22 protein-coding genes are annotated in these 24,055 nt (G+C 39.1%); 12 read left to right on the top strand and 10 right to left on the bottom strand.

From position 1 onward, the window contains the following. Positions 1-23: 23 nt before the first annotated feature. Positions 24-929: a PepSY-like domain-containing protein gene (locus DHU68_RS08820; protein WP_108822622.1), complete on the bottom strand. Its 906-nt coding sequence runs from the start codon at positions 927-929 to the stop codon at positions 24-26. A 31-nt stretch (positions 930-960) separates the two neighbouring features. After that, on the bottom strand, positions 961-1,497 hold the full coding sequence (locus tag DHU68_RS08815) for a PepSY-like domain-containing protein (protein ID WP_108822621.1): 537 nt from the start codon (positions 1,495-1,497) through the stop codon (positions 961-963). 293 nt (positions 1,498-1,790) lie between these two features. Between DHU68_RS08815 and DHU68_RS08810 the strand changes: the two genes are divergently transcribed. After that, a complete protein-coding gene (locus tag DHU68_RS08810; RefSeq protein ID WP_108822620.1) occupies positions 1,791-2,564 on the top strand; it encodes an SDR family oxidoreductase in 774 nt (257 codons plus the stop codon). Here the strand turns inward: DHU68_RS08810 and DHU68_RS08805 are convergent. Beyond that, positions 2,553-3,122 (bottom strand): phosphatase PAP2 family protein, encoded by a 570-nt coding sequence (locus DHU68_RS08805; protein ID WP_108822619.1) that lies wholly within the window; start codon positions 3,120-3,122, stop codon positions 2,553-2,555. The genes DHU68_RS08810 and DHU68_RS08805 overlap by 12 nt on opposite strands. Before the next feature lie 319 nt (positions 3,123-3,441). Between DHU68_RS08805 and DHU68_RS08800 the strand changes: the two genes are divergently transcribed. The 6 genes from DHU68_RS08800 (at position 3,442) to DHU68_RS08775 (ending at position 8,838) form a co-directional block, all read left to right on the top strand. Then, positions 3,442-4,227 (top strand): hypothetical protein, encoded by a 786-nt coding sequence (locus DHU68_RS08800; protein ID WP_108822618.1) that lies wholly within the window; start codon positions 3,442-3,444, stop codon positions 4,225-4,227. 67 nt (positions 4,228-4,294) lie between these two features. Continuing rightward, positions 4,295-4,729 (top strand): putative signal transducing protein, encoded by a 435-nt coding sequence (locus DHU68_RS08795; RefSeq protein ID WP_108822617.1) that lies wholly within the window; start codon positions 4,295-4,297, stop codon positions 4,727-4,729. 127 nt (positions 4,730-4,856) lie between these two features. Continuing rightward, positions 4,857-5,879, top strand: coding sequence for a Holliday junction branch migration DNA helicase RuvB (ruvB, locus tag DHU68_RS08790; protein ID WP_108822616.1), 1,023 nt, complete (start codon positions 4,857-4,859; stop codon positions 5,877-5,879). Positions 5,880-5,916: 37 nt separating this feature from the next. Beyond that, positions 5,917-7,170, top strand: a complete 1,254-nt coding sequence (locus DHU68_RS08785) for an ABC transporter permease (protein WP_108822615.1) — start codon at positions 5,917-5,919, stop codon at positions 7,168-7,170. A gap of 22 nt (positions 7,171-7,192) precedes the next feature. Then, positions 7,193-7,900, top strand: coding sequence for a DNA alkylation repair protein (locus DHU68_RS08780; protein WP_108822614.1), 708 nt, complete (start codon positions 7,193-7,195; stop codon positions 7,898-7,900). Between the two features lie 32 nt (positions 7,901-7,932). Next, positions 7,933-8,838 (top strand): hypothetical protein, encoded by a 906-nt coding sequence (locus tag DHU68_RS08775; RefSeq protein WP_108822613.1) that lies wholly within the window; start codon positions 7,933-7,935, stop codon positions 8,836-8,838. Positions 8,839-8,961: 123 nt separating this feature from the next. On the opposite strand, the gene DHU68_RS08770 is transcribed toward DHU68_RS08775, so the two are convergent. The 6 genes from DHU68_RS08770 to DHU68_RS08745 form a co-directional block, all read right to left on the bottom strand. Then, on the bottom strand, positions 8,962-10,269 hold the full coding sequence (locus DHU68_RS08770) for an NAD(P)/FAD-dependent oxidoreductase (RefSeq protein ID WP_108822612.1): 1,308 nt from the start codon (positions 10,267-10,269) through the stop codon (positions 8,962-8,964). A 120-nt stretch (positions 10,270-10,389) separates the two neighbouring features. Continuing rightward, positions 10,390-11,061, bottom strand: coding sequence for a DedA family protein (locus DHU68_RS08765; RefSeq protein ID WP_108822611.1), 672 nt, complete (start codon positions 11,059-11,061; stop codon positions 10,390-10,392). A 73-nt stretch (positions 11,062-11,134) separates the two neighbouring features. Further along, positions 11,135-11,677, bottom strand: a complete 543-nt coding sequence (locus tag DHU68_RS08760; RefSeq protein ID WP_108822610.1) for a DJ-1 family glyoxalase III — start codon at positions 11,675-11,677, stop codon at positions 11,135-11,137. 40 nt (positions 11,678-11,717) lie between these two features. Further along, positions 11,718-12,161, bottom strand: coding sequence for a hypothetical protein (locus DHU68_RS08755; RefSeq protein ID WP_108822609.1), 444 nt, complete (start codon positions 12,159-12,161; stop codon positions 11,718-11,720). Between the two features lie 157 nt (positions 12,162-12,318). Beyond that, complete coding sequence (locus DHU68_RS08750; RefSeq protein ID WP_108822608.1) at positions 12,319-13,182, bottom strand: energy transducer TonB; 864 nt, start codon at positions 13,180-13,182, stop codon at positions 12,319-12,321. 7 nt (positions 13,183-13,189) lie between these two features. After that, the gene (locus DHU68_RS08745) at positions 13,190-13,924 is read right to left on the bottom strand and encodes a pyridoxine 5'-phosphate synthase (protein ID WP_108822607.1); all 735 of its coding nucleotides are present in this window, start codon (positions 13,922-13,924) and stop codon (positions 13,190-13,192) included. Positions 13,925-14,131: 207 nt separating this feature from the next. Here DHU68_RS08745 and DHU68_RS08740 point away from each other — a divergent pair, with 207 nt between their 5' ends. The 4 genes from DHU68_RS08740 to DHU68_RS08725 all read left to right on the top strand — a co-directional run bounded on the left by DHU68_RS08740 (position 14,132) and on the right by DHU68_RS08725 (position 18,215). Then, positions 14,132-15,001: an NAD kinase gene (locus DHU68_RS08740; protein WP_108822606.1), complete on the top strand. Its 870-nt coding sequence runs from the start codon at positions 14,132-14,134 to the stop codon at positions 14,999-15,001. A gap of 216 nt (positions 15,002-15,217) precedes the next feature. Then, positions 15,218-15,856: a hypothetical protein gene (locus tag DHU68_RS08735; RefSeq protein ID WP_160111114.1), complete on the top strand. Its 639-nt coding sequence runs from the start codon at positions 15,218-15,220 to the stop codon at positions 15,854-15,856. A 125-nt stretch (positions 15,857-15,981) separates the two neighbouring features. Then, positions 15,982-16,890, top strand: a complete 909-nt coding sequence (locus DHU68_RS08730; protein WP_108822604.1) for an ABC transporter ATP-binding protein — start codon at positions 15,982-15,984, stop codon at positions 16,888-16,890. Continuing rightward, positions 16,890-18,215 carry an ABC transporter permease gene (locus tag DHU68_RS08725; RefSeq protein ID WP_108822603.1) on the top strand — a complete coding sequence of 442 codons (1,326 nt, stop codon included), beginning with the start codon at positions 16,890-16,892 and terminating at the stop codon, positions 18,213-18,215. The genes DHU68_RS08730 and DHU68_RS08725 overlap by 1 nt, the downstream gene beginning before the upstream one ends. Before the next feature lie 79 nt (positions 18,216-18,294). Here DHU68_RS08725 and DHU68_RS08720 read toward each other — a convergent pair whose 3' ends face one another. Beyond that, positions 18,295-20,124, bottom strand: coding sequence for a DUF4139 domain-containing protein (locus DHU68_RS08720; protein WP_108822602.1), 1,830 nt, complete (start codon positions 20,122-20,124; stop codon positions 18,295-18,297). A 439-nt stretch (positions 20,125-20,563) separates the two neighbouring features. On the opposite strand from DHU68_RS08720, the gene DHU68_RS08715 reads away from it, so the two are divergent. Next, complete coding sequence (locus DHU68_RS08715) at positions 20,564-24,046, top strand: DUF2723 domain-containing protein (RefSeq protein WP_108822601.1); 3,483 nt, start codon at positions 20,564-20,566, stop codon at positions 24,044-24,046. Positions 24,047-24,055 lie beyond the last annotated feature (9 nt).

The following is a 24,055-nucleotide window of genomic DNA, read 5'->3' as shown; positions in this document are numbered from 1 at the left end:
ACGATGTCGTATACAAACTCGATTTAGTCAATAACTGTCGCTAAATGAGTTCCTGCCTTATCGAAATAAACTTTATAGTCTTGTGTGCCATCTAGTTCTACAACATAACCCTCTGCGATAGTGATACCTGCAGCAGCGATACTGAATTCTTCAATAGTTTGTCCTTTGTGGTTCTTGTCCAGATAATCCAGAATAGCTGTTGACCCAATCATACCTTTGATTACATTACGCATAAGCTCAGGGTTATTCTCTGCTTCTATGCTTTTGAAAGTAGCATCTTTGTCTTTAACTAAGAATTCTACTTCAACATCATTACTGTATTCTATCTCTATTTTTCCCCATTCTTTTTCGGTTTTAATAGGAGTTAATCCTTTAAAGTATGTATTCAAAAAAGATTGAATAGCAGGATAGTCACTTATGTTTGCCGTTTCTTTACCTTGGCTTTCTTGCCCTTTGTCTCTGATAACATTACCCAGCGAATCAAAATAGATATCTCTGTCACCCTTCAGCTCTATTTTAAAGCCGGAAGATTCTTCAAAGGTTCTTGATGTTTTTTCTATTTCCTCGATAACAGCATTCGGATAGTTTGAGCTGATGTACGTTAGAGAATTCTCAGGAAGTAGCTGAGCAATAGAGTTTGGTAATAGATTACCATTGAGGTCGATGCTTTTCCATACTCCATTAGGATAAAAGTCTATTTCTATCCCGTTCTTGAATGTTACTTCATAAGTATCATAATCTTCCACGTCTATTTCTACATATAAGACATCATTTTCACTGAAGTCGGTAAAATGTTTGGTCATAAAAGTTTTAGCAACTTCAGGAACTTCCGAGAAATTAATTCTTTTTTTGTCATCGTTATCGTCGTCGCACGAGATTAGCGAGAATGATAAAATTATAACCGATAATGTAAATAGTAATTTTTTCATAATTTAATATTGTTGTTTTTTTACGCTTGTGTTAATAATCAACCTCTTCACGGATAACCTTTCCGTTAGAAGAAAGAATTAGTTCTATTTCAGTATCTCCTTTTTCTAATTCCACTTTGTAGAAAGTTTGTTTCCCTTTTACTGTTTTTTTAGCATCCTCTATTCTATATCCGGAATAGTCTTTGTCCAGAGTGTTTTTTACATCCGCAGGAAGAGCTCTTGTCGATATTTCTTCTTTGTACATAATAAGTTTACCAGCCATATCGTAGTATGCTTTGTAATCTTTGCTGTTGATTCTTCCTATTTCGAAATCTGCTCTGTAAAACACATTCGATTTTTCCCAGTCAATATCTCTGGCATTAGGGAAATCTTTCTGAAGTTGAGCGCTTAATTCTTTAGTAGGGCGAATATCTCTTTGGTGAGACATGCGGTGTTTCAGATACATTTCATCTATTTGCTCTACGGTGTATTCTGCGTTGATACTAGGGTTTACTTGAGCTTTAATGCTTCCACTGATAGCCAACATAATAATGAAAAATACCAGAATTGTTTTTTTTAATGTGTTCATAAATGAAAATTTGTGTTTGTTTAACTTAGCATCCTTTTGGCAGGATGATTTGGAATATTTTGTACTCTAGCTTGATAACTAAGCAATACTAAAGACTAAGTTACATCTTTTTTGCCGATTGTAATCTCATGGCAACTTGTTTTTAAAGCGTTTTTAACGAATTGTTATCTCTAGTTTTATAAGAATATATAATATTAACAATCATTTGGGATTGATAGTTTGATAAATTTTATTTCTATAGATCTTATTACGGCTTCAATGTCTTATCTTTACTTAGGTTATAATTAAGACAGATGAATTTAGAAAATAGAAAGATTGTACTTACGGGTGCATCGTCGGGTATCGGTTTAGAGCTGCTGAAATTGATGTCTTCTTACGATGGAGTGAAGATTGTAGCTGTTGCCCGGCACGTAGGAACTATTCCGAATATTGAAGGAGTCGTGTATCCTTTTGCTGCAGATGTGAGTACTTCGGATGGAATAGATCGTGTTTTTGAATATGCCGCTCAGGTAATGGGGGAGATTGATGTCTTTATTGCTAATGCAGGTATGGCATACTTGGAAAAGCTAGGAAATCCTGATTGGGATCACACAGAATATATCTACAATCTGAATGTCTTTTCACCCATCTATTCGTTGCAAAAACTGGTAGCAGAAAGTGGAGACCGAAAGATTGCTTTTACTTGCACTATCTCGGGGGCAGGGTTGGTCTCATTACCCGCTTATTCACTCTACTGCTCTACTAAAGCAGCTTTGCATCATTTTGTGCAAACGTATCGCTACGAACAACCCGATAGGTTACAACTGACAGCTATTTATCCAGTAGCTACGCGTACCTATTTCTTTGACAAGGCGACCGGCGAAGATAATACACCCTTACCTTTTCCAGCTCAAGATGCAGATCTTGTGGCTCGCAAAATAGTAAAGGGAATAGAGAAAGGGAAAAAGACGATATACCCGTCGTTATTGTTTCGGCTGTTTTATCCTATTGGGAGGTCTTTCCCTTGTTTTCTGAAAGTATATTCTTTGTTGGAAAAGAAAAAAGTAGGGAAGTGGCTAGACCTTTAGTTTACCCTTTCCTTTCTTGTACTGTTCGAGCAACATATAGCCGAATATACCGATTACTGTTCCGAATAATATGCCTACAATAACATCGAACGGATAATGTTTGGCAACATAGATACGGCTATAAGCAACTAGTGCAGACCAAACGATGGCTGCTACTCCACAGGCTCTACTTTGTTTGAAGCACAGGAAGAAAAAGACCGACATGGAGAAAGTGGTAGCCGAGTGTGACGAGAAGAAGCTAAAACTGCTGCTGTAGTCTTCTATAGCATGTATGGTTCCCACCCAGTCTTGATTGTGTATAGGGCGTGGACGCTCGAAGAAAAGTTTGATAATATTCGTAAGTAGGGCGCTCATCCCTACCGTCAGCATAAAGAAGATGGTAGATGTTTTCTTCCACGTTTTTGAGTACCAATAGATTAATCCGGCCAAAAGAAAGAATACAATCGTCCAACAAAGGTATGAACTCAAGAAGAGCATCACAGGGTCGAGCCACTCTATGTTCTTACTATTCAGGAATAGAAACAATTCCTTATCCCACTCTATAAGCTTCTCTAGCATAGTTGTTGTTTGTTTATAGAAAGCAAAGAAACGAATTAAGAATTAAAAAAGTGATTAGAGAGAGGTGAAATTATTTTAATATCTCTATTATGTTGCTTATCAGGGTGATGGATGAGTCGAAGTACTTGAAAAGAATGTCACGATGTAAGATGTTATTTATAAGTCTTTCTGTATTGATTGTAAATGAATCTAATAGATGTATAGGTAATTTGAAAACCAGAGCAACTTAATTATATTTTCTCTTCAGTTTTTCACTATTGAAATAAATGTTATTTTTGAAATAAATCTTAACTGTAAAATAAATTCTATTCTTACTTATATGAAGCTATCAGTTAGTTATAATTTCTTTAATGGAGAAGAACACCTTGAAGCTAGTGTTCGTAGTATTCGCGAATCTGTAGACTATATAACCGTTGTTTACCAAGAAAAATCTAATTCGGGCGAACCTATTTCGAAGGAAGCATTGAATGTATTAAAGCGGCTCAAAGAATTAAAATTAGTAGATAAACTATATAACTATAAACCGAACTTTAAAAAAACACGTGCTCAGAACGAATTGAAAAAACGTAAAATAGGTTTATGGTTAGCTATTCTGAAAAGATGTACTCATTTTTTTACTATGGATGCTGACGAATTCTATCGTAAAGAAGAACTTGAATATGCCAAACAGTATATCATAAAGAACAAAATAGCTTCATCTAGTGTTTCTACATTCTTTCATTTGAGGTCAGTGGAATGGAGAGCTCTAGACTCAACAAACTGTTCTTTTATCACTGCAATCTCTTGGCGTACTAAGATTGGAGGTAATATATATCCAGTTATAAATATAGACCCAACACGCAAAGTTTTACCTTTGGAAGAGAGTCATTACCACTTTTCTGTTGATGAGGTAGCTATGTATCATATGAACTTTGTCCGTAAGGATAAGATGAGAAGTAAGCTGAATAATACAAGTACTACTGATGTTGATTTTCTTCGCAAAATAGAATATAATATCAATTCGTGGAAACCTGGAGATATATTCTTATTCCCGAATAAAGGTGAATTTACTATGGAGAAAGTAGATAATGAGTTTAATACATTTTATGGAGAACGTCTCTCTTGAGTATTCTTTAATATCTGTGCATGTTAATCTTTTGATTTGTTTTATAAAATATTCAAACTAAATAGATATGGATGGTTGGGTAGAAATTATATCATTTACATATCCTCACGAAGCTCATTTGGCAAAAATGTTTCTGGAGTCTTCCGATATAGAGGTCATTATGAAAGATGAGCTTACAGTTCAAGTTCATAACTTTTTATCCAATGCCATTGGAGGTGTAAAACTTTTCATAGAAAATAGCAAAAAGGATGAGGCTCTACTTTTATTAAAAAAAGGCGGATATATTGAGAGTAGTCATACAAAGGATGAAGCGAAAATAGAAGAATTCGAGAGCGAATATGAAACCCTTTGTCCTTACTGTGGAAGTGAAAATGTTCAAAAGAAAAGTGTAGTTGGATATGCTTTTGTATTGAGTATTATATGCTTAGGGTTTCCTTTTCCTTTCTTGAAAAAGGTGTATCATTGTTACGATTGCCGTAAGGAGTGGAAGATAAAGCAGTAGCTAATATTGATATTTCATCGCCCTCCATTTATATCTAAAACTTGAACATTTCTTTTTTCAAATCAGAGATTTAAGACTGACCTTGCGTAAATTAAATATATTGATGTAAATTTGCATCCATAGCATTATGGAAGAAACATTCAATATACATAGAGGAGACCTCAACGACAAGGAGCGGGAATTTGAGAATGCCTTGCGTCCTCTCACCTTTGGTAGCTTTAGCGGTCAGAACAAGGTGGTGGAGAATCTGCAAGTCTTTGTCGCTGCTGCTAAAATGCGTAGCGAGTCGTTAGACCATACGCTTCTGCATGGTCCTCCCGGATTGGGGAAAACAACCTTGTCGAACATCATAGCCAACGAATTGGGAGTGGGGTTTAAAATAACATCGGGACCAGTGTTGGATAAACCCGGAGACTTGGCAGGACTACTTACTTCGCTCGAACCAAACGATGTGTTATTCATCGACGAAATACACCGTCTGTCGCCTGTTGTGGAAGAATACCTATATAGTGCGATGGAGGACTATCGTATCGATATAATGATCGATAAAGGACCTAGTGCCCGTTCTATACAGATCGATCTGAATCCCTTTACCCTTATTGGAGCCACTACCCGAAGCGGTCTGTTGACAAGCCCTTTGCGTGCACGCTTTGGTATTAATATGCACTTGGAGTATTACGATATAGAAACGTTGACAAATATCGTTCTCCGTTCGGCAAATATACTGGATGTCCCAACCTCAAACGAAGCTGCTCTCGAAATAGCTTCCCGTAGTCGTGGTACACCTCGTATTACCAATGCCTTGTTGCGTCGTGTGCGCGACTTTGCACAAGTAAAAGGTACGGGTAAGATTGACAAAGCCATTGCTGCCTATGCCCTCGAAGCGCTGAATATTGATAAGTATGGATTAGACGAAATAGATAATAAAATACTGCTGACCATAATCGATAAATTTCAAGGTGGTCCGGTAGGTATCTCCACCATTGCTACAGCCCTCGGCGAAGATGGCGGCACTATCGAAGAAGTATACGAGCCATTCCTTATCAAAGAAGGCTTTATGAAACGCACACCTCGTGGACGTGAGGTTACAGAGTTGGCTTATAAGCATCTGGGCAGAAAACGTCAGAGCGAACAAGGCTTTTTGTTTTGAGAACCGATAGCCAAGGGTTAACAACTAAACGCTACATATGAATTTAGAACTATTTATAGCCAAACGCATTCACTCTAGTCAGAACAAAGGGGAGAAGCGTGCTTCTACTCCGGCCATTAAGATTGCCATAGCAGGTATTGCTATCGGTGTGGCTGCCATGATATTGGCGCTTTCTATCGTAGTGGGTTTCAAGACAGAGGTACGCAACAAGGTTATTGGCTTTGGTTCGCATATTCAGATAACCAATCTGGCAAACAACAACTCTTACGAAACAATTCCTGTATGCGTAGATGAAGAACTGAAAGAAGGCTTGCAAGGTCTTGAAGGTGTAAAGCATGTTCAGACTTTTTCGACTAAACCGGGGATAATAAAGACCGACGAAGCTTTTCAGGGAATTGTGATGAAAGGCGTTGGTACGGATTACGACTGGGACTTCTTTAAACACAACCTGATCGAAGGCTCTGTTCTCAATCTGAGCGATACGTCAACAGTCAATGAGACTGTTATCTCTAAATATATTGCCGATAAACTGAACCTGAAATTGCATGACGATATACTGGTCTACTTTGTCGAAGATGCTAATCGTATTCCTGTCCGCAAGCTGAAAATAACGGGTATTTATAATACCAACTTCGAAGACTACGACAAACTGTTTATACTTGCCGATGTACGTCATGTGCGCAGATTGAATCAGTGGGACGAAGATGAGGTGAGCGGAATCGAATTGCTTGTTGATAATTACGACCAACTCGATCAGATGGTTGAAAAGGTATTTCCCGAGATGATCGTATATCGCGATAGAAAAGAGAATACATTTTTGACACGCTCTATCAAAGAATTAAATCCAATGATATTCAACTGGCTCGAATTGTTGGATATGAACGTGGTTGTTATCATGGTGCTGATATTTGCTATATCTGTCTTTACGATGATATCGGGACTGTTGATTATTATTCTCGAACGTACCAATATGATTGGTATGCTGAAAACATTGGGCGCCCGCGATTATAATATCCGTAAGGTGTTCCTGTATGTAGCCTCTTTCCTTATCGTCAAAGGAATGCTGTGGGGCAATATTATCGCTTTCGGCATAATGTTGATACAAGATAAGTTTGGACTCATAAAACTTGATCCCAATACCTATTATGTATCCGAAATGCCGGTAGATATAAACTTGTTTTACATTTTGCTGATAAACCTTGCTACATTGATATTGTCGGTGTTAGCAATGGTAGGCCCATCTTATCTGATAGCAAAGATTTCGCCGGTGAAAGCATTCCGTTTCGAGTAAGTAAACTCTTAAATAAATACGTATGAATGATGTAACACTTAGGGTTCGTCAGGCTCTGATAGATATTGCCGATGAAAAGACACGACTTTCGGGACAGCGTTTCTTCAAGGAAGAAATAAAACTTCATGGAGTAAAAAGTGGCGATGTACGCAAAATCAGCAAAACTTATTATAAAGAAATAAAACACCTGTCAAAAGCGGAGATATTCCAGCTTTGCGAAGAGTTTTGGAAGTCAGGCTACAATGAAGAAATAGGCGTTGCGTGCGAATGGTCTTATTCGCTCCGGTCTAAATATACTTCCGATGATATTGAAACGTTCGACCATTGGGTTAAACAATATGTGTCTAATTGGGCATCGTGCGATACGCTTTGCAATCACACCATAGGAACACTTGTAGAAATGTATCCGGAGCATATCTCCAGACTTAAAGAGTGGGCGACTTCGGACAATCGCTGGGTGAAACGTGCTGCTGCCGTTACATTGATCATCCCCGCACGCAGAGGATTGTTCTTGAAAGATATATTCGAAATTGCAGATACTTTGCTGCTGGACGGTGATGATATGGTTCAGAAAGGTTACGGATGGATGCTGAAAGCTGCCAGCGAGTATTGCCAAAAAGAGGTTTTCGATTATGTACTATCTAAAAAAGACGTTATGCCACGTACTTCGCTTCGCTATGCAATCGAAAAGATGCCTAAGGAGTTGAGAGTAGAAGCAATGAAAAAATAAAAGAATAAAAGAATAATCAGGATATATTGGATATGGAAAAAGAAAAAGATATTTATCATGGTGTAGCTTTAGCTTATTGTATAAGCATTATTTCTCAGCTATTAGTTTCTTTATCAACCTATTTTGTCTCTCTTGCAGTTTTACCTCAATACCCGATTTTTGTATCTATAACTTCTCTGGTTATCTATGTTCTAACTCTCTATGTTGTATTTTGGCGCATAAAATCGTACCCGGATATTAAATTATGGTTTTTCGCTGTATTGATGATAGTACAATACCTTCCTATTCTCTTGGCTATTTTCGTGCCGGAAGAGGAACATTTTCTGTCATTTGCTTCGGAATATAGTGAAACAATCTCAGTTGTTTATAGTTTCTGTTTTGCTTATTTTGCCTATAAGCTCAATAAACAAGGTCGAAATATGAGAGGTGTGGATGAAGAACTCAATCCGCAGTATATTTATTACGGGATGGCATTAATTCCTCTGATTTCAGCCGTTTTAGATATTATAAGTATATGTATATTATTCTTGTGTAAGTCTGTGCCTTTGCCCGTTTATTCTATCTGTTTGTTGGCAGTCTTGTTATTTGCCCTGTATATTTATTTATTCTTCCTTATAATACGGAAAAAACCTCTGATAAGAGGGCTGTATCTGTTTGTAATTCCTTTGGCAGTTCTTCTAGAGGGTTGGTTGCTTTCTCCTGCCTCTACTTACTCTTACACATTGGTAGAATATATGGACATCTATACAGCTTTGAGTTATTTAGGTAGTTACACTATATTGGCAATATTCATTATCTCTTTTATTAGATATTATCAGATAGAAAAAAGTAACTCCAGAGAGGTTACTTCTCGTAAAAGAAATTGGTTTTATGTTATTATTGTAACAACGTTAATAATAGTAGGACTATTTGTTCTAAGTCTGATTTTACACAAGTAATATATGAATAGGTTAGACGAACAATATTCTACAGAAAGAGTAGAAGAGCAAGCCTAACATAAAACAAATCCCCTCAATAGTCAGTCTATCGAGGGGATCTTTGTTTTTAGATATTCTATATTATCAAGTTTCGCTCTCACGATACATTTTATTGTATTTAGGACGAATAAATAGTCGGAGCGATACGTCGTAGTTTAGATAATTCCATACCCAGTCTATAAATACCGAAACTCTGTTTCGCATACCCACGATGGATAAAATGTGTACCCATAGCCACAACCACCATGCAAACCATCCTCCAAAGCGGAACTTACCAAGGTCGGCAACGGCAGCATTGCGTCCTATTGTGGCGAGAGAACCTCTGTCGCTGTAAACAAACTTCTCCCACTCTTTATTTTCGGCTTCGTTGTTTAGGTTTTTAGCCAATCGTTTAGCCATTTGCAAAGCTACTTGCGCTACTTGCGGGTGACCTTTCGGACTCGATTCGGAAATAAGCAACGCTGTATCGCCTATAGAGAATATATCTTTGTACCCTTCTACCTGATTGTATTCATTTACAACCAAGCGTCCACGATTGTAAGCCGATTCGTCCAATCCGGCAAGACTGTTCGGTTTTACTCCGGCTACCCAAAATACGTTGCGGGAACGAAGCTGGTCGCCCGAACTTACTTCCACATAGGGTTTCTCGTACGATTTTACGAATACTTCCTGATGAATAATTACACCACGCTTGGTCAGCGTTTCGGCAGCTCCTGCCGAAGCATCTTCCGACATGGCAAATAGCAAACGAGGCGAAGCGTCTACCAAGTGAATCTCCATCTTAGAGAAGTCTATCTCCGGATAATCTTTTGGAAGAATTGATTTTCGCATATCGGCCAAAGCTCCTGCTAACTCAACACCCGTAGCACCTCCACCTACAATGACGAAAGTCAGTATTTCTTTCAATTCCTCTTCGGTTTCAGCACTCAGTGCTTGCTCAAAGCTTAGCAGGATTCTGTTTCTCATGAGTAGCGATTCAGAAACAGACTTCAAGGCATAAGTAGTCTCTTTCAGTTGCTTATCGTTTCCGAAGTAGTTAGTTCCACATCCTGTAGAGATGGCAAGATAATCGTACTTAATTTCGCCAATATCTGTTTTTACTGTCTTGTTTGCTGCATCAACATTTTCGGCAATGCACATTCTGAAGTGCACATTTTTCTCTTTCTGAAACCCCTTGCGGTGAGGATAGGAGATAGAGCTAGGCTCTAATCCTCCGGTAGCCACCTGATAAAATAAGGGTTGGAACTGATAGTAGTTGTTCTTATCGATAAGTACTACCTGATAATGTTTTTTATTTATTTTCTTAGCCAGTTCCAGTCCGGCAAACCCGCCACCTATGATTACCAATCGTTTTTTGTCGCCTGCATCAGGAATATTTGCAATGTAACTCATGTGAAACAGTAATTTATATTTTTGTTAAATAAAAAACCACCTTCACCTTCGGCTAGCCGAATTAGTGTCAGTGGTAATAGATTTTTAGGTATAATGAAATACCTTTTATTTAGATTTCTTTTAGTTAGAAGCTTTTTTTGCTTGCAATTTAGCTTTCATTACTTCGTATACACCAGGCATTACCGAAATAATTACTATAAGAACAACTACAAGCTTAAGATTGTTTTGGATAATTGATAATCCTCCTACAAAATATCCTAACATACAGAAAATGCATATCCAGGCAATGCCTCCGATGATGTTGAAAGAAGCAAAACGTTTGTAACACATTTTACCCATTCCGGCTACAAACGGAGCAAATGTACGCACTATTGGTACGAAGCGCGCAAGGATAATTGTTTTGCCTCCATGTTTGTCGTAAAACTGATTTGTCTTCTCCAGATAGCTTTGTTTGAATATCTTAGAGTTGGGGTTACTGAATAATTTTTCTCCAAAGAACCGTCCGATAGTATAGTTTACTGCATCGCCCAATACGGCAGCAACAATAAGAATCAGCATCAAGACAACGATATTCATATCATTTGTTGCTCGATGTGCAATGGTTCCGGCTAAAAACAAAAGCGAATCGCCCGGAAGAAAAGGGGTGACAACCAATCCAGTTTCGCAAAAGATAATAAGAAATAGGATGGCATAAATCCAAAGACCATAGTCTGTAACGAGTGTGTCTAATGTAGTTTCTGTTTCAGTCAATAACTGAATGAGGAACGTCCAAACTTCTTGTAAAAACTCCATTTTATAGTTTAAATTAATAATTGATTTTATGTTTATAGTAGAAATGATGAGGTCGTAACCTCATCATTCACTTTTATTTTACTAATAATCCGGCGGCAACGGCATCGCGTTTTTCTTTGCCGGCTAGTTGTTCTACTAGGCTAAGGGCAAAGTCGATAGTAAGTCCGGGACCACGTCCTGTAGTAATGTTTCCGTCTATAACTACTGCTTTGTCTGTCTCCAGAATTGCGCCTTCCAGGTATTTTTCAAATCCCGGATAGCAAGTTGCTCTCTTTCCTTTAAGTAGTCCCAGACCTCCTAATACCATCGGAGAAGCACAGATAGCTGCAACTTTCTCTCCCTTGTTGGCAAAGGCAAGAACTTCTTTTTTCATGTTTTCGTGATCGTTAAACTTCGTAGTTCCTCCAGGGATAACTAGCATCTGAGCTTGGTTGAAATCTACCTGATCGAACATTAAGTCGGCAGTAACAGGAACTAAATGGCTAGCTATTACTTGTTTGCTATCGGTTAGCGATACCGATTTTACTTCTAGCTCGGCACGACGAAGTACATCGATCGTTCCAAGGGCTTCAATCTCTTCAAATCCGGTTGTAAGAAATACAAATACAGTTTTCATGTTTATATTTATTTTGAGATTTAACGTATTATATCATTGTCTATGAATGCTCTTTCAACATTCTGTCAATAGCGACTCCTCCGGCAAACCAATCATATATATTGATATTCTGGAGGTGTGTTCCATTCTTTACTTCCAAGTGCAGGTAGTCATGATTAATGCACTCTGCAGTCAATCCGCAAGGGACTGCATGGGTATAGCCTCCGATCAGCATCTCCGTATCTTGTTCGGTTGGGATGGCATAAATTATATATTTCCCATTAGGAATATCTTGGAATATATACTTCGATTCTCCGTCTAGCGAGAAATCTATCGTTTGTTTGAAAAAGTCTCCACTTTCTACATCTTCCAAGTATACAACAACCTCGGGTACATAATCGCTAGGGTAGCCTATATTTCCTTCAATTGTATTCTTTTCGCTATTACATGCGGTGAATGATAGGGCAAATATGAAGAAAATGTATATGCGGCTGATCTTTTTCATTTAAATAATAGAATCTTTGTGCTTAAAATCCTGATAGAGGAACTACTTTTTTTATAAAAAAAGATTATTGATAAAAGTATATATTTAGACATATATACTTTTATTATAAGTAATATTGTCTAAATCAGTGTAACACTAAATGCTGAGTAAAGGTTCTTTAATTCAGGTTAAATTTATAAGTGATTGTCCCTTTTTGGTTCGTCACTGCACTAACCTCATTAAACTTAGTCCGTTTAGCGGCTCTGAGAGCTTCGCTTCGTAAAGTTGCATTTGCTGTATTCGTTCCTTTGCCGATAGTAGCTTCCACTACATCACCTTTTGCATTTACCAGAATGTCTACAACAACAGTTCCATAGTCGTTTACAGTATAGCTAGGTTTTATCAAACCTCCTCTGCCAAGGCTGCGTCCTCCAAGATCGTACGAACCCCATCCCCCGATACCGGAAGTTTTCCCGTGGCTCGCATTTCCTGTTGGTACACCTTGAGTACCTGTGCCGGTGGTCTCGCCACGGCTACCATCGCCATCTCCGTTGCCAAACAGTCCTGCCATTTGGTTACTTATCTGACCTTTCTTTTCTGCTTGTTGAGCAGCAATTCGGTCTGCCTCAGCTTTCTTGCGTTGTTCTTCGGCTTCACGTTGTTTTTGCTCGTCAGCTTTTTTCTTTGCTTCTTTAATAGCTACCGTTTCTTCAAAGTCCTGAGTGGCAGGAGTCGTTTCCGTATTCGAAACAGCAGGCTTAGATTGTTTGCTTGTATTTTCTACCAGTGGAGTTGGATCTTCAACCACATTAGGAGCAGTTGTTTCCTTAGCTCCTACATCCCCCTTACCTCTTCCAAAGGGTTCGTTGTCTCCGAAAGCATCGGCAACATTGCCAAACATAACGGGAACACCGCCCAGCTCTTCGGGTTGGCGAACTTCGGGAGTAGGGGCTAAATAGAAAATTAACAAAAGACCTATAATCAGCAAGTGAAAACCTGCCGTTCCAGCCATACCAATCATTTTGTCTTTTTGTTCCTCCATAATCTAATCAGTCTATTATTTCGGGGCTGTCTGTCAAACAGCTTTTATATGCTTTAATTGTTTTTTCTAGTCCCAGGTAGAGCGCATCGCTTATCAGCGCATGTCCGATTGATACCTCATCCAACCAAGGGATATTTGTATATAAATAATGCAAATTCTCTAAGCTGAGGTCATGCCCTGCATTTACACCCAGACCTAGTTTTTTAGCCATTCTTGCCGCCTCTACAAAGGGAGCGATTGCCGCCTCTTTGTTTTTTGCATACCCGCTGGCATATGGTTCTGTGTATAGTTCAATACGGTCAGTACCCGTTTTGGCAGCATATTCTATCATCTGAGGATCTGTGCCAACGAAGATAGAGGTGCGTACACCATGTTCGTGAAATTGGTCTATCAGATCTGATAGAAATTCTTTGTTCGTTACCGTATCCCATCCCTCATTGGAGGTGATTGCATCCGGTTTGTCAGGCACAAGCGTTACTTGTGTTGGTCTGATTGTCTTTATCAGGTCGATGAATTTTTGTGTCGGATAACCTTCGATATTAAATTCTGTCCTGATCTTAGCCTTTACATCATATACATCCTTATAACGTATATGCCTTTCGTCGGGGCGAGGGTGTACTGTAATTCCATTTGCCCCAAATTTTTCACAATCAAGGGCTACCTGTACCACATCCGGAACGTTTCCGCCTCGGGCATTACGTATGGTTGCAACCTTGTTGATATTAACACTTAACTTTGTCATTCAAAACCTTTAAAAATGTGCATTCTGCAACGAATTGCTTAAGAGTATCGTCGTTTAATTAAAACTTTTTAGCAACTTTGCAGTACGATACACGCTACAAATGTAATACGATTTGGCGAAATAGCGAGTATGAGTTCCGATTTATTAACAGCCTGAGAAGTTATTTGTTCTAAAAAACAGATAACAATCGCATGAAAAATAGTCGTTATGAAGGTAGCAATCTTTGGGAGTAAACATCAAAAGAAAGATCAGGTAGAAAAACTTTTTAAAATATTGCAGAATAATGATGCTGAAATCTATTTGCAAGAGAAGTTTTATTTATACCTGAAGCATGCCCTTCATCTGGAATATGCTGTTGCCGGAATTATTACAGACAACGAATTTGATGTCGATCTGGTTGTCAGTATCGGTGGTGACGGAACCTTTCTGCGTACAACCTCAGCCATTGGGAAAAAAGACATTCCTATTCTTGGTATCAATGCGGGTCGGTTAGGCTTTTTGGCCGATGTAGGTGAGCAAGACCTTGAGAGTACATTTGCCGATATTTTTGCCCGAAACTATAGGATAGAGCATCGCAGTCAGTTACAGTTATCTACAGAACATAAAGATTATCAAGGCTTCAACTATGCGCTAAACGAAGTTGCCATCTTGAAGCAAGATACAGCTTCGATGATTACTGTACATGCCTATATAAACGACGAATACCTAACCTCGTACGAGGGTGATGGATTGATAATAGCTACACCTACTGGGTCAACGGCTTATGCTATGAGTGTAGGCGGTCCGGTAATGGCACCTACTGCTTCTAATTTCATTATTGCTGCCGTAGCACCTCACAGTCTGACTACACGCCCATTGGTAGTGACAGACGATTCTGTAATACGGCTTGAAGTGGAAAGCCGTAACGAAAGCTTTCTCATATCATTGGATGGACGTTCTAATGTGTTCACAACAGGAACACAGCTGATCATCAAAAAAGCTGATTTTTCGCTCAAAGTTCTCAAACGAAAAGAGAATACTTTCTACAATACATTGCGAAATAAGCTGATGTGGGGAGTCGATCCCCGACAAAGCTAGATCGTGTATTATATACTATGTATTTCTCCCCGATATGGTACAGGAAAATATAAAGGAGTGTTGGAAATAGACTAAAAATAGCTTGTAGACTCGGTTCCTTAATTGTTTTTGTGCATAAAGAGATGAAAAGCCTTCGTATAACAAATAATTATATGGAGGCTTTTATGAAATAACATAGAAGCAAGGCTCTATAAAGTAAACCTATTGCTCGATGATATGAAAAAGATTGCTTTTATAATATTTTTTATTTGCAACATTCTATGTTCTCATGCTCAATTGAAGATGGATGTTTTAAATATGACAGTTTCTAATCTGAAGAAAGAGGTCTTTAGTAAAAAAGAATATATACAAGGAAAGGATACAGTTGTTTTAGTTGCTTGTAGGGAACATGATCGTAATATTCCTTTTTTAGAAGTAGACTTGGAAATTAAAAATGCTTCAGACTCTGCAATTACTTTACAGCCATATAAACATCTTTCAAAAATGTATCTCTCTTTTAGGATGGATGACAAACTGTATAAAGAAGAAGTGTCCTTTTATTTGAATAAAAATAAAATAAACTCATTTAATGAAGTTATAGTCTTAGAACCCAATCAAACTATCAAGTTGTTTTCATCTGCTTATATTGCCCGCCAAGGATCTTTGTTAGAAATAGCTTTTTCAGAAATGGATGATCGTACATTGCCTATCATGCAGATACTACCTACTCTTAAATTCGAATATTGTGATGCTGGAGGATTGGCTGCTTGCCAAGATTCGGTATTGAATGTTAAGATACAAGATCATCCCACTTCATTGGAACAAAGTTTTTCTGAATTCGATATAGATGAATTATTTAAGAAAAAAGGTGAATAAATTATATCTATTGGGGAAAACCAAGAGCCTATTTTCTCACAAATACTTATTATTCTGTGATTTTTAATTACATTCGTCGACTAATTGAAAAAAGGAATCTAAAAAAATAACAATACAAACAGATTATGTTTTACTTAGAAACACAAGATGTCGTAAAGCAATATGGCAGCCACAGAGCCCTCAATGGGGTGAGTGTGCAAGTGCCAAAGGGTTGCATTTACGGACTATTGGGACCGAATGGGGCAGGGAAATCTTCGCTCATTCGTATCATCAATCGCATCACAGCACCGGATGAAGGAAAGGTCTTTATTAATGGACGTGAGTCTGTTGCCGACGATATTTTCAATATTGGATACATGCCCGAAGAACGTGGCTTGTACAAAAAAATGAAAGTAGGGGAGCATATTCTATTTCTGGCTAAGCTTAGAGGTCTGTCGGGCGAAGAGGCGAGAGAAAAAACAGAATACTGGCTTAATAAATTCGATATCAAATCGTGGGAAAATAAGAAAGTAGAAGAACTCTCGAAAGGGATGCAGCAAAAGATTCAGTTCATTGTAACTGTGATTCACGAACCCGAGCTGTATATTCTCGACGAGCCTTTCAGTGGATTTGACCCCGTAAATGCAGAATTGCTGAAAAGAGAATTGCTTGAGCTTCGTGCAGCAGGAAAGACGATCATTCTTTCCACGCACAATATGGAATCGGTAGAAGAACTTTGTGACGAAATATCGTTGATCAACAAGTCGCAAGTAGTATTGCAAGGCAATGTAAAGGAAATACGTGCCCGCTTCCGTAAGCATATATTCAAACTCGTGGTGGTAGGCGATAGCTTCGATCTGCAATCGGAACACTTTACTGTGTTGGAACAATCGACAGATAAAAATACAGTAGAGTTGAGAATACAACGTCACGAAGAGGCTTCAAACTCGGGGTTGCTGAAAGAGGTGACAGCTCAATACGAAGTCTTGTCTTTCGAGGAGGAATTGCCTTCGATGAACGATATATTTATTCAAGTAGTATCAAATAAAGAATAATGAGAGCATTAAACCTGATTATACAAAGAGAATTTATGTCGAGGGTAAACACCAAAGCGTTTATCCTGACTACATTGCTTACTCCATTTTTGTTTGTGGGGGTGATTGCACTGCCTACTATTCTAATGGTGCTTAGCGATAACGATAATATAAAGAAAGTGTATGTGCAGGATGAAACAAACCTGTATGGTAACCTTTTCGAATCTTCTGCCGAATACGAATTTGTGCTATTGAAGAATGGAGAAAAAAAACCGGATGAAAAAGGAACAGCACTGTTGAGTATTGTCGGTGACCTTAATCTGAACGGGAAAGCAGTGACTTTCTATTCGGAGAAACAACAACCACCTCGCGAACTGACAGCCTATATAAATGATAAACTGACCGATGCTGTGCGAAAGCAAAAGGTGGAAGCCTATACGCACGAAAATGCTATAGATCCTCAGATAGTAGCCAATCTGGAAACAATCCTCAACTCGAAAGAGCGTATCGAAATATCTTCTGTCCGCTGGGATGAAACGGGAGAAGAGCGCGAAACACTGGGAGAAGTGGCTTCGATGGCAGGTATGGCGCTTACATTCTGTATGTTCTTTTTCATTATGATGTATGGTTCTATGGTGATGCAGAGCGTGGTAGAAGAAAAGACAAACCGTATCATAGAAGTTATTATCTCTTCGGTTCGTCCTTTCGACCTTATGATGGGTAAAATTATCGGAGTAGGACTGGTAGGGTTATTGCAGTTAGCCGTATGGATTTTAATAGGTGGCGGGGCTATGTTTGCTCTGAGCATATTTGCAGATTCAGCAATAGATGTTAATTCAATATCAGAAATTCGACGAGATGGGGTTTATTATACAGTAAATTCATCAGAGTTGTTTTCGGAGTCTCTAGCAAGTATCGCCAGTATCAACTGGACACAAATAGCGATCTGTCTGATCCTTTATTTTGTAGGAGGGTATGTATTGTATGCATCTATCTTCGCTATGTTTGGTTCGGGTGCAAATGACTCTCAAGAGGCTTCTCAATTGGTGATGCCTGTTACTATTTTGTTGATGGTTGCTTTTTATGCAGGCTTTGCTGCTACACGAAATCCCGAAGGGGCGATGGCATTCTGGTGTTCGTTGATTCCGTTTACCTCGCCGGTGGTGATGATGGTGCGTGCGCCGTTCGAGATCCCATTGTGGGAACTGGCATTGTCTGTAGTGATATTGTTTGCTACAGCCGTATTGACAGTGAAGCTGGCAGCGAAAATCTATCGCGTAGGCATATTGATGTTCGGAAAGAAAGTAACGTTTGCCGAAATGTTCAAATGGTTGAATTATAAATAACCGATCGGTTTTTTTTGATATAAGAAAGGGCGGCACTACAAATCGTAGTGTCGCCCTTTTCGTTTATAGAGAATGCTTATTATAAATTCAGCTTGCGCCCTTTCGGGTATTTAACCGTATAACTCATCTTGTATGTTTTGGTTTCGCCAGCTTTCAGTTCCTCTTCCCATGTGATAACACCCAAGTCTTCCTTGTTGGCTGTCCAAGGGGTTGTTTCCTTTGTCAACAATTCCACTTCTATCTCTTTCTGCATCGAGATAGGATACTGGTCTTTGAGAACCATTTTTATAGCCTTGTTCTGATTGTTGCGAACCGTTAGCTTGTAAGTAAATGCCTGTTTGATGTCATTCCCTAAGAACTTAGCGCCACTGCTGAAATCTTGCATCTTTTCGCGTTTTACAGTCACGCGCTTGTCGCTGCCCAAGGTAAGCGTCAATTTCTGTTGCGTAGATGAAGCTTCGATTTGTGATTCGCCCACATAGGTGCCTTCGTAGGTAATATTTGCCTTTCCACTAAGTAGATTCAGTTTTTGCCAATCCGAAATTTCAGCAAGCAGATAGGTTTCTGTATCGAGTTTCGGGGCACAATAGTATTTGTATTCGGCTGTAGTTTCTTTAGTCTGCAGGTCTATTATTTGCTCTTTACCGTTACCCGGTATGGTGTAAGGCAGATCGATGTTGTAGGCAATGTTTAGGTCTGTTTCGGCTTGGGTAACGAAATCATCCATGCTTTCTTTCAGAGAGATAACAACTACGCCATTCGAGGCTCTGGCACCATAGATACCGGTTGCGCTTGCATCTTTAAGAACTTGAAAATCTTTTACCATTGCAATATCAATAGAATTTAAGTCTTCGACTATCTGTCCGTCCACTACATACAAGGGTTGAGTATTACTGTTGAGGGAAGAAATACCTCGTATCCAAAATTCTCCTTCCTTGGGAGTCTTTTTTGCTGCAGATTTTTCATTATAGCTGTAAGAGTTTTGTGAAGGGACGCTAGTAGTTACACCATGGAGTGCAGAGAGGTTTGGTTGTACATAATCTACAAACCATGCGCTAAATAGCGGAGCAGTTTTCCCTTTGCTGGGGGTAGCAGAAGATAGAGTCAGTTTTACTTTTTCCCAATCCATGCCGGTTGTTTGTTTGACGCGCGATTTGGCGGCAATCTTTATTGGTTGATCGGTAGAGGTAATATTGATGTCGTAATAAGGCATCCATCCCGCAGCGGTGGTGTAGTAAGATATAGTGAAGTTGCAGCTGCCACTTGCAGGAGCAGTTAACTTTAGTTTCAATACACCGGATGATTTGTCGTTTTTGAGCGATTCTGTACTGAGTTGTTTTCTTAGGCGAGAAATGGTTTCTTCGGTTTCGTCTTTCTTTTTATTACTTGCAGTCAGGGTGCTTTGCAATTCGAAAGCCTTGGTTTTGTAATATTCCATTGTCTTAACCAACTCGTCTATTCCCAGTCCCTTCTCCGATCCGGATACATTTTTATCTGTCCCTTTTTCTAGGAATTCGATCATGTCCTCGTTTATTGTTATCTCTGTCTCTATCTCATTCAGTCTCTTTTGGTAGAAGTCGATAGAATCTTGCAGTTTTTTCACTACAGAGCTTTTTCCTTTACTTCCAGAGAGGAAATCGACCGAAAACTCATAGGCAGAAACAATGACATTGTTAGTCGTCTTAATCTTAAGGCTGTTTTTGTCGATGCTGGGACTCAGTCCTTCGATAAATAACTCGTTTTCACCCTTAGCTAAGGTGTATGTTGCAGAGTGAATCAGTTCTGCCCCTTGAAAAAATACAGTAGCTTCGTTCAGAACGGCTTTGGTTGTCTTTTTATCTTGTGAATAGGCTCCTGATGAACAGATGGCAAAAAGGAGAACTGTGATGATGAATAGTTTTGTGCGCATAATATAAGGTCTTTTAGGGTATCATTTCTTCAAAAGTAAAGATTTGAAATAGAATAAGGGAATAAAAGACACAAAATCTTCTTTTAAAAAGCATTTTATTCAGGCACTTATGAAAAAGCACCTAAATCTAATATGATCCCAGGTGCTTTGGTGAAAAAAAAGTAATTGCTTACCTCTTACTTATTTGCCTGTCGTGAATCAGTGACTCGGGTGTTGCTTATCTTAAATATAAGAATAAAATCTGTTAACGTCTTGATACAAACGCTTAAATAGTTCGTTAACAATATGAAAAATAGGCTCTTTTTTAAGAAGTTTTTAAGTTTCCCAATTAAAAATACAGTGCTGAAAAACAATACTTAGGGCTATTTAACTATCTTTGCACCCAAATGTTTTGAAAAAATACGAGAATTAACCATATAACTATCATATACATCCTGTTATGAAGAGATTCAATCTGTTTAACAACATTTTTGGTTGGTTTAGCTTTGCTGTTGCGGCAATAGTCTATCTGATGACTATAGAGCCAACTGCCAGCTTCTGGGATTGTGGCGAGTTTATCACATCTGCCTATAAACTGGAAGTAGGACACCCGCCGGGGGCGCCATTCTTTATGCTTACGGCTAAATTCTTTTCACTGTTTGCTTCCGATCCTACACAAGTAGCGATGATGGTAAATGCCATGTCGGCATTGCTTAGTGCGGCTACCATATTGTTCCTTTTCTGGACTATAACGCACCTCGCGCGCAAACTGATTTATACAGACAATACACAAGAGATGACAACCGGTCAGTTAATCGCTATCATTGGTAGTGGATTGGTTGGAGCTCTTACTTATACATTTACCGATACATTCTGGTTTTCGGCTGTCGAAGGAGAGGTTTATGCCTATTCATCCATGTTTACAGCCCTTGTATTCTGGTTGATACTGAAATGGGAAAACCGCGCCGATCAACCCGGAGCAGATAAATGGTTGGTGCTTATAGCTTATGCTATGGGATTGTCCATCGGGGTTCACTTGCTGAACTTGCTTTGTATCCCTGCCATCGTATTGGTTTATTATTTCAAGAAACAAGAAAATCCAACGCTTAAAGGTACGCTATTGGCACTGATAGGATCATTGCTGCTCATTGTGGTGCTGATGTATGGTATCATACCAGGGTTTACAAAAGTAGGCGGATGGTTCGAACTGATGTTTGTTAACGGCTTTGGCTTCTCTTACAATACAGGTGTATTCTTCTACATCTTGCTAGTTGTGGCAGGTATTGTTTGGGGATTGTACGAAACACTGTCGTCTAAGGGGAATATGAAGCGCGCTAAGATTGCATTTGCAGTGTGTATGCTGTTGAGCGGAATCACATTTATAGGTGATAGCATTTTTCTTTGGATATTGTTGGTTGCCGGTCTTGTTGGTTTCTTGTATTTCTATAAGAAAATCAGCTTCAGACTTATCAATACTGTTATCTTGTGTTTGATGGTAATCCTTATAGGTTACTCTTCTTTTGCGTTGATTCCTATTCGTTCGGCAGCAAATACACCGATGGATCAAAACTCGCCGGAGAATGTGTTTACACTGGCAAGTTATCTTAACCGCGAGCAGTATGGAGACCGTCCGTTGTTTTACGGAAAAACATATGCCTCTACCGAGAAGAGAGATCCGATGACAAGAGATGTAGTTCTTGCCGGAGAAAAGAAAACTTATGATAAAGTAGCAAAAACATCACCTGATCAGAAAGATGAGTATGTTGTAGTAAGCACAGTCCCTACATACGAACAAACAAATACGATGTTATTGCCTCGTATGTATTCGAAAGAAGACAGACATGTGAGAGGGTATCGCCTATGGGCAGGGGTAACTGATTTGGCAGTGCCGCCAACTTTCTTGGACAACATGCGTTTCTTCTTCGATTATCAATTAAACTTCATGTACTTCCGTTACTTCATGTGGAACTTCTCTGGTCGTCAGAATGATATTCAGGGCTATGGAGATATAACCAATGGTAACTGGATTACGGGAATCGGGTTTGTAGACGAATTATTAGGCAGAGGTCCACAAGACAACTTGCCTCCAAGCATAGCAGAAAATAAAGGACATAATACTTATTTCATGTTGCCACTTCTCTTAGGTATATTGGGAATTGCTTTCCAGTTGATGAGAGGTAAAAAGGGAGAACAACAGTTCTTGGTAACGTTTATGTTATTCTTTATGACGGGTATTGCTATTATTCTGTATCTGAATCAGCAGCCCGAAGAGCCTCGCGAGCGTGACTATGCTTATGCCGGATCGTTCTATGCCTTCTGTATCTGGATAGGCTTTGGAGTGGCATTTCTCTGGAATCTGTTGAAAAATAAATTACCGGAACTTCCTTCGGCTATCATCGCTACAGTTGCATGTTTGTTTGTGCCTGTTCAGATGGCATCCGAAAACTGGGACGATCATGACCGTTCGGGTCGATATGTAATGCGCGACTTTGGTAAAAACTATTTGACTAGTTGCGAGCCAAATGCAATACTGTTTACTATGGGAGACAATGATACCTTCCCGTTGTGGTATTTGCAGGAGGTAGAAGGTTATCGTACCGATGTGCGTGTCTGTAACCTGAGCTATTTGCAGACAGACTGGTATGTGGATCAAATGCGTCGCGATGCTTATGATTCTCCGGCACTGCCTATCACATGGACCGAAGATCGTTATCAGGGATCGAAAGGTCAGGCTGCTTATGTGTTGAGCCGACAAGAAATAGAAGACGCTCTTCTCAAAAACTTCCAAAGTACGCAAGAGTCGAAGTGGGTAGGACGAATGAACTTCTCTGAGTTCTACGATGCAGAGGCTTACAAAGATACCGTTTCGTTGTACGATGTATTGGATAAACTAAAAACATTGGATGTGTATTCGCCTCGTAACCCATTCCCATTCTTGGAAGGAGAGATGGTTGTACCGAGCCGTAATCTGAAAATGGATATAGATACTACTAAGATTGACTGGAAAGCATTGGGTACTAAACCTAAGAGCGAGTTTGTGCTGAATATAGATGACAATGCACAAGGTATTTACCGACAAGAAATAATGATTATGGAGATGTTGGCAAATATCAATAAAGATGACTGGAAACGTCCTATCTATTATGCATTGACTATCGGTGTTCCTCCATTGAAACTGAATGCTCATTCGATGCTGGAAGGAATTAATCACCGCATTGTGCCGGGAGTTGTAGAAAACGGAGGCGTTAATGTGGATGTAATGTTCGACAATCTGGTAAATAAATACCAATGGGGTAATGTCCAAGACCCTAATGTATATCTGGATGAGAATAGTTTGAGAATGTGTCGTTCGTTCCGTGTTGTATTCTCTCAGCTTATTTCTGCTTTACTCGAAAAAGGAGATAAAGAAAGAGCGCTTCAGGCACTTGACAGATGTGTGGAGGTGCTTCCTGGAACTACTATCCCTCGTGCTGGCGAATCGGTAGATTATCTATCGGCATACTACGAACTGGGACAAACAGAAAAAGCGCAAGCAATAGCTGACGAAATACTTTACAGAGCCGATGGTAGCTTGAAATGGTATGCTTCGATGGATCCTCGATCGATGAGAAGTGCAACTTGGGATATCGCCGAACAATTAGGCATTATGATGCAAGTATTGGATAATTATCAGGTTTACGATAAAGCGAGATACGAAGAGTTGTTGGAGAAAACAATGTCTTATACAGAATTGTTCCTAAGCAGCGGAGTATCGTTTAAGCAAGTAAGAGTGAGAATTCATCCTCTTGATTACATGATGCATATTGCCCGCAATGGAGTATTCTTGGCACAAGAAGATAGTGTTGCCAGGGATGCAGGATTTAAGAAAGTAGAACGTGTAGCAGGATTAATGCAAAAATATAGTCCCGAATTATTGGAGAAATATTTTTCTGCACCAAAATGAAATAGATAG

It is taken from the genome of Dysgonomonas sp. Marseille-P4361 (assembly GCF_900343125.1).
Taxonomy (GTDB): domain Bacteria; phylum Bacteroidota; class Bacteroidia; order Bacteroidales; family Dysgonomonadaceae; genus Dysgonomonas.
Note: the sequence above shows the minus strand (reverse complement) of the source record. Positions and strands in the feature narration are given on the sequence as shown.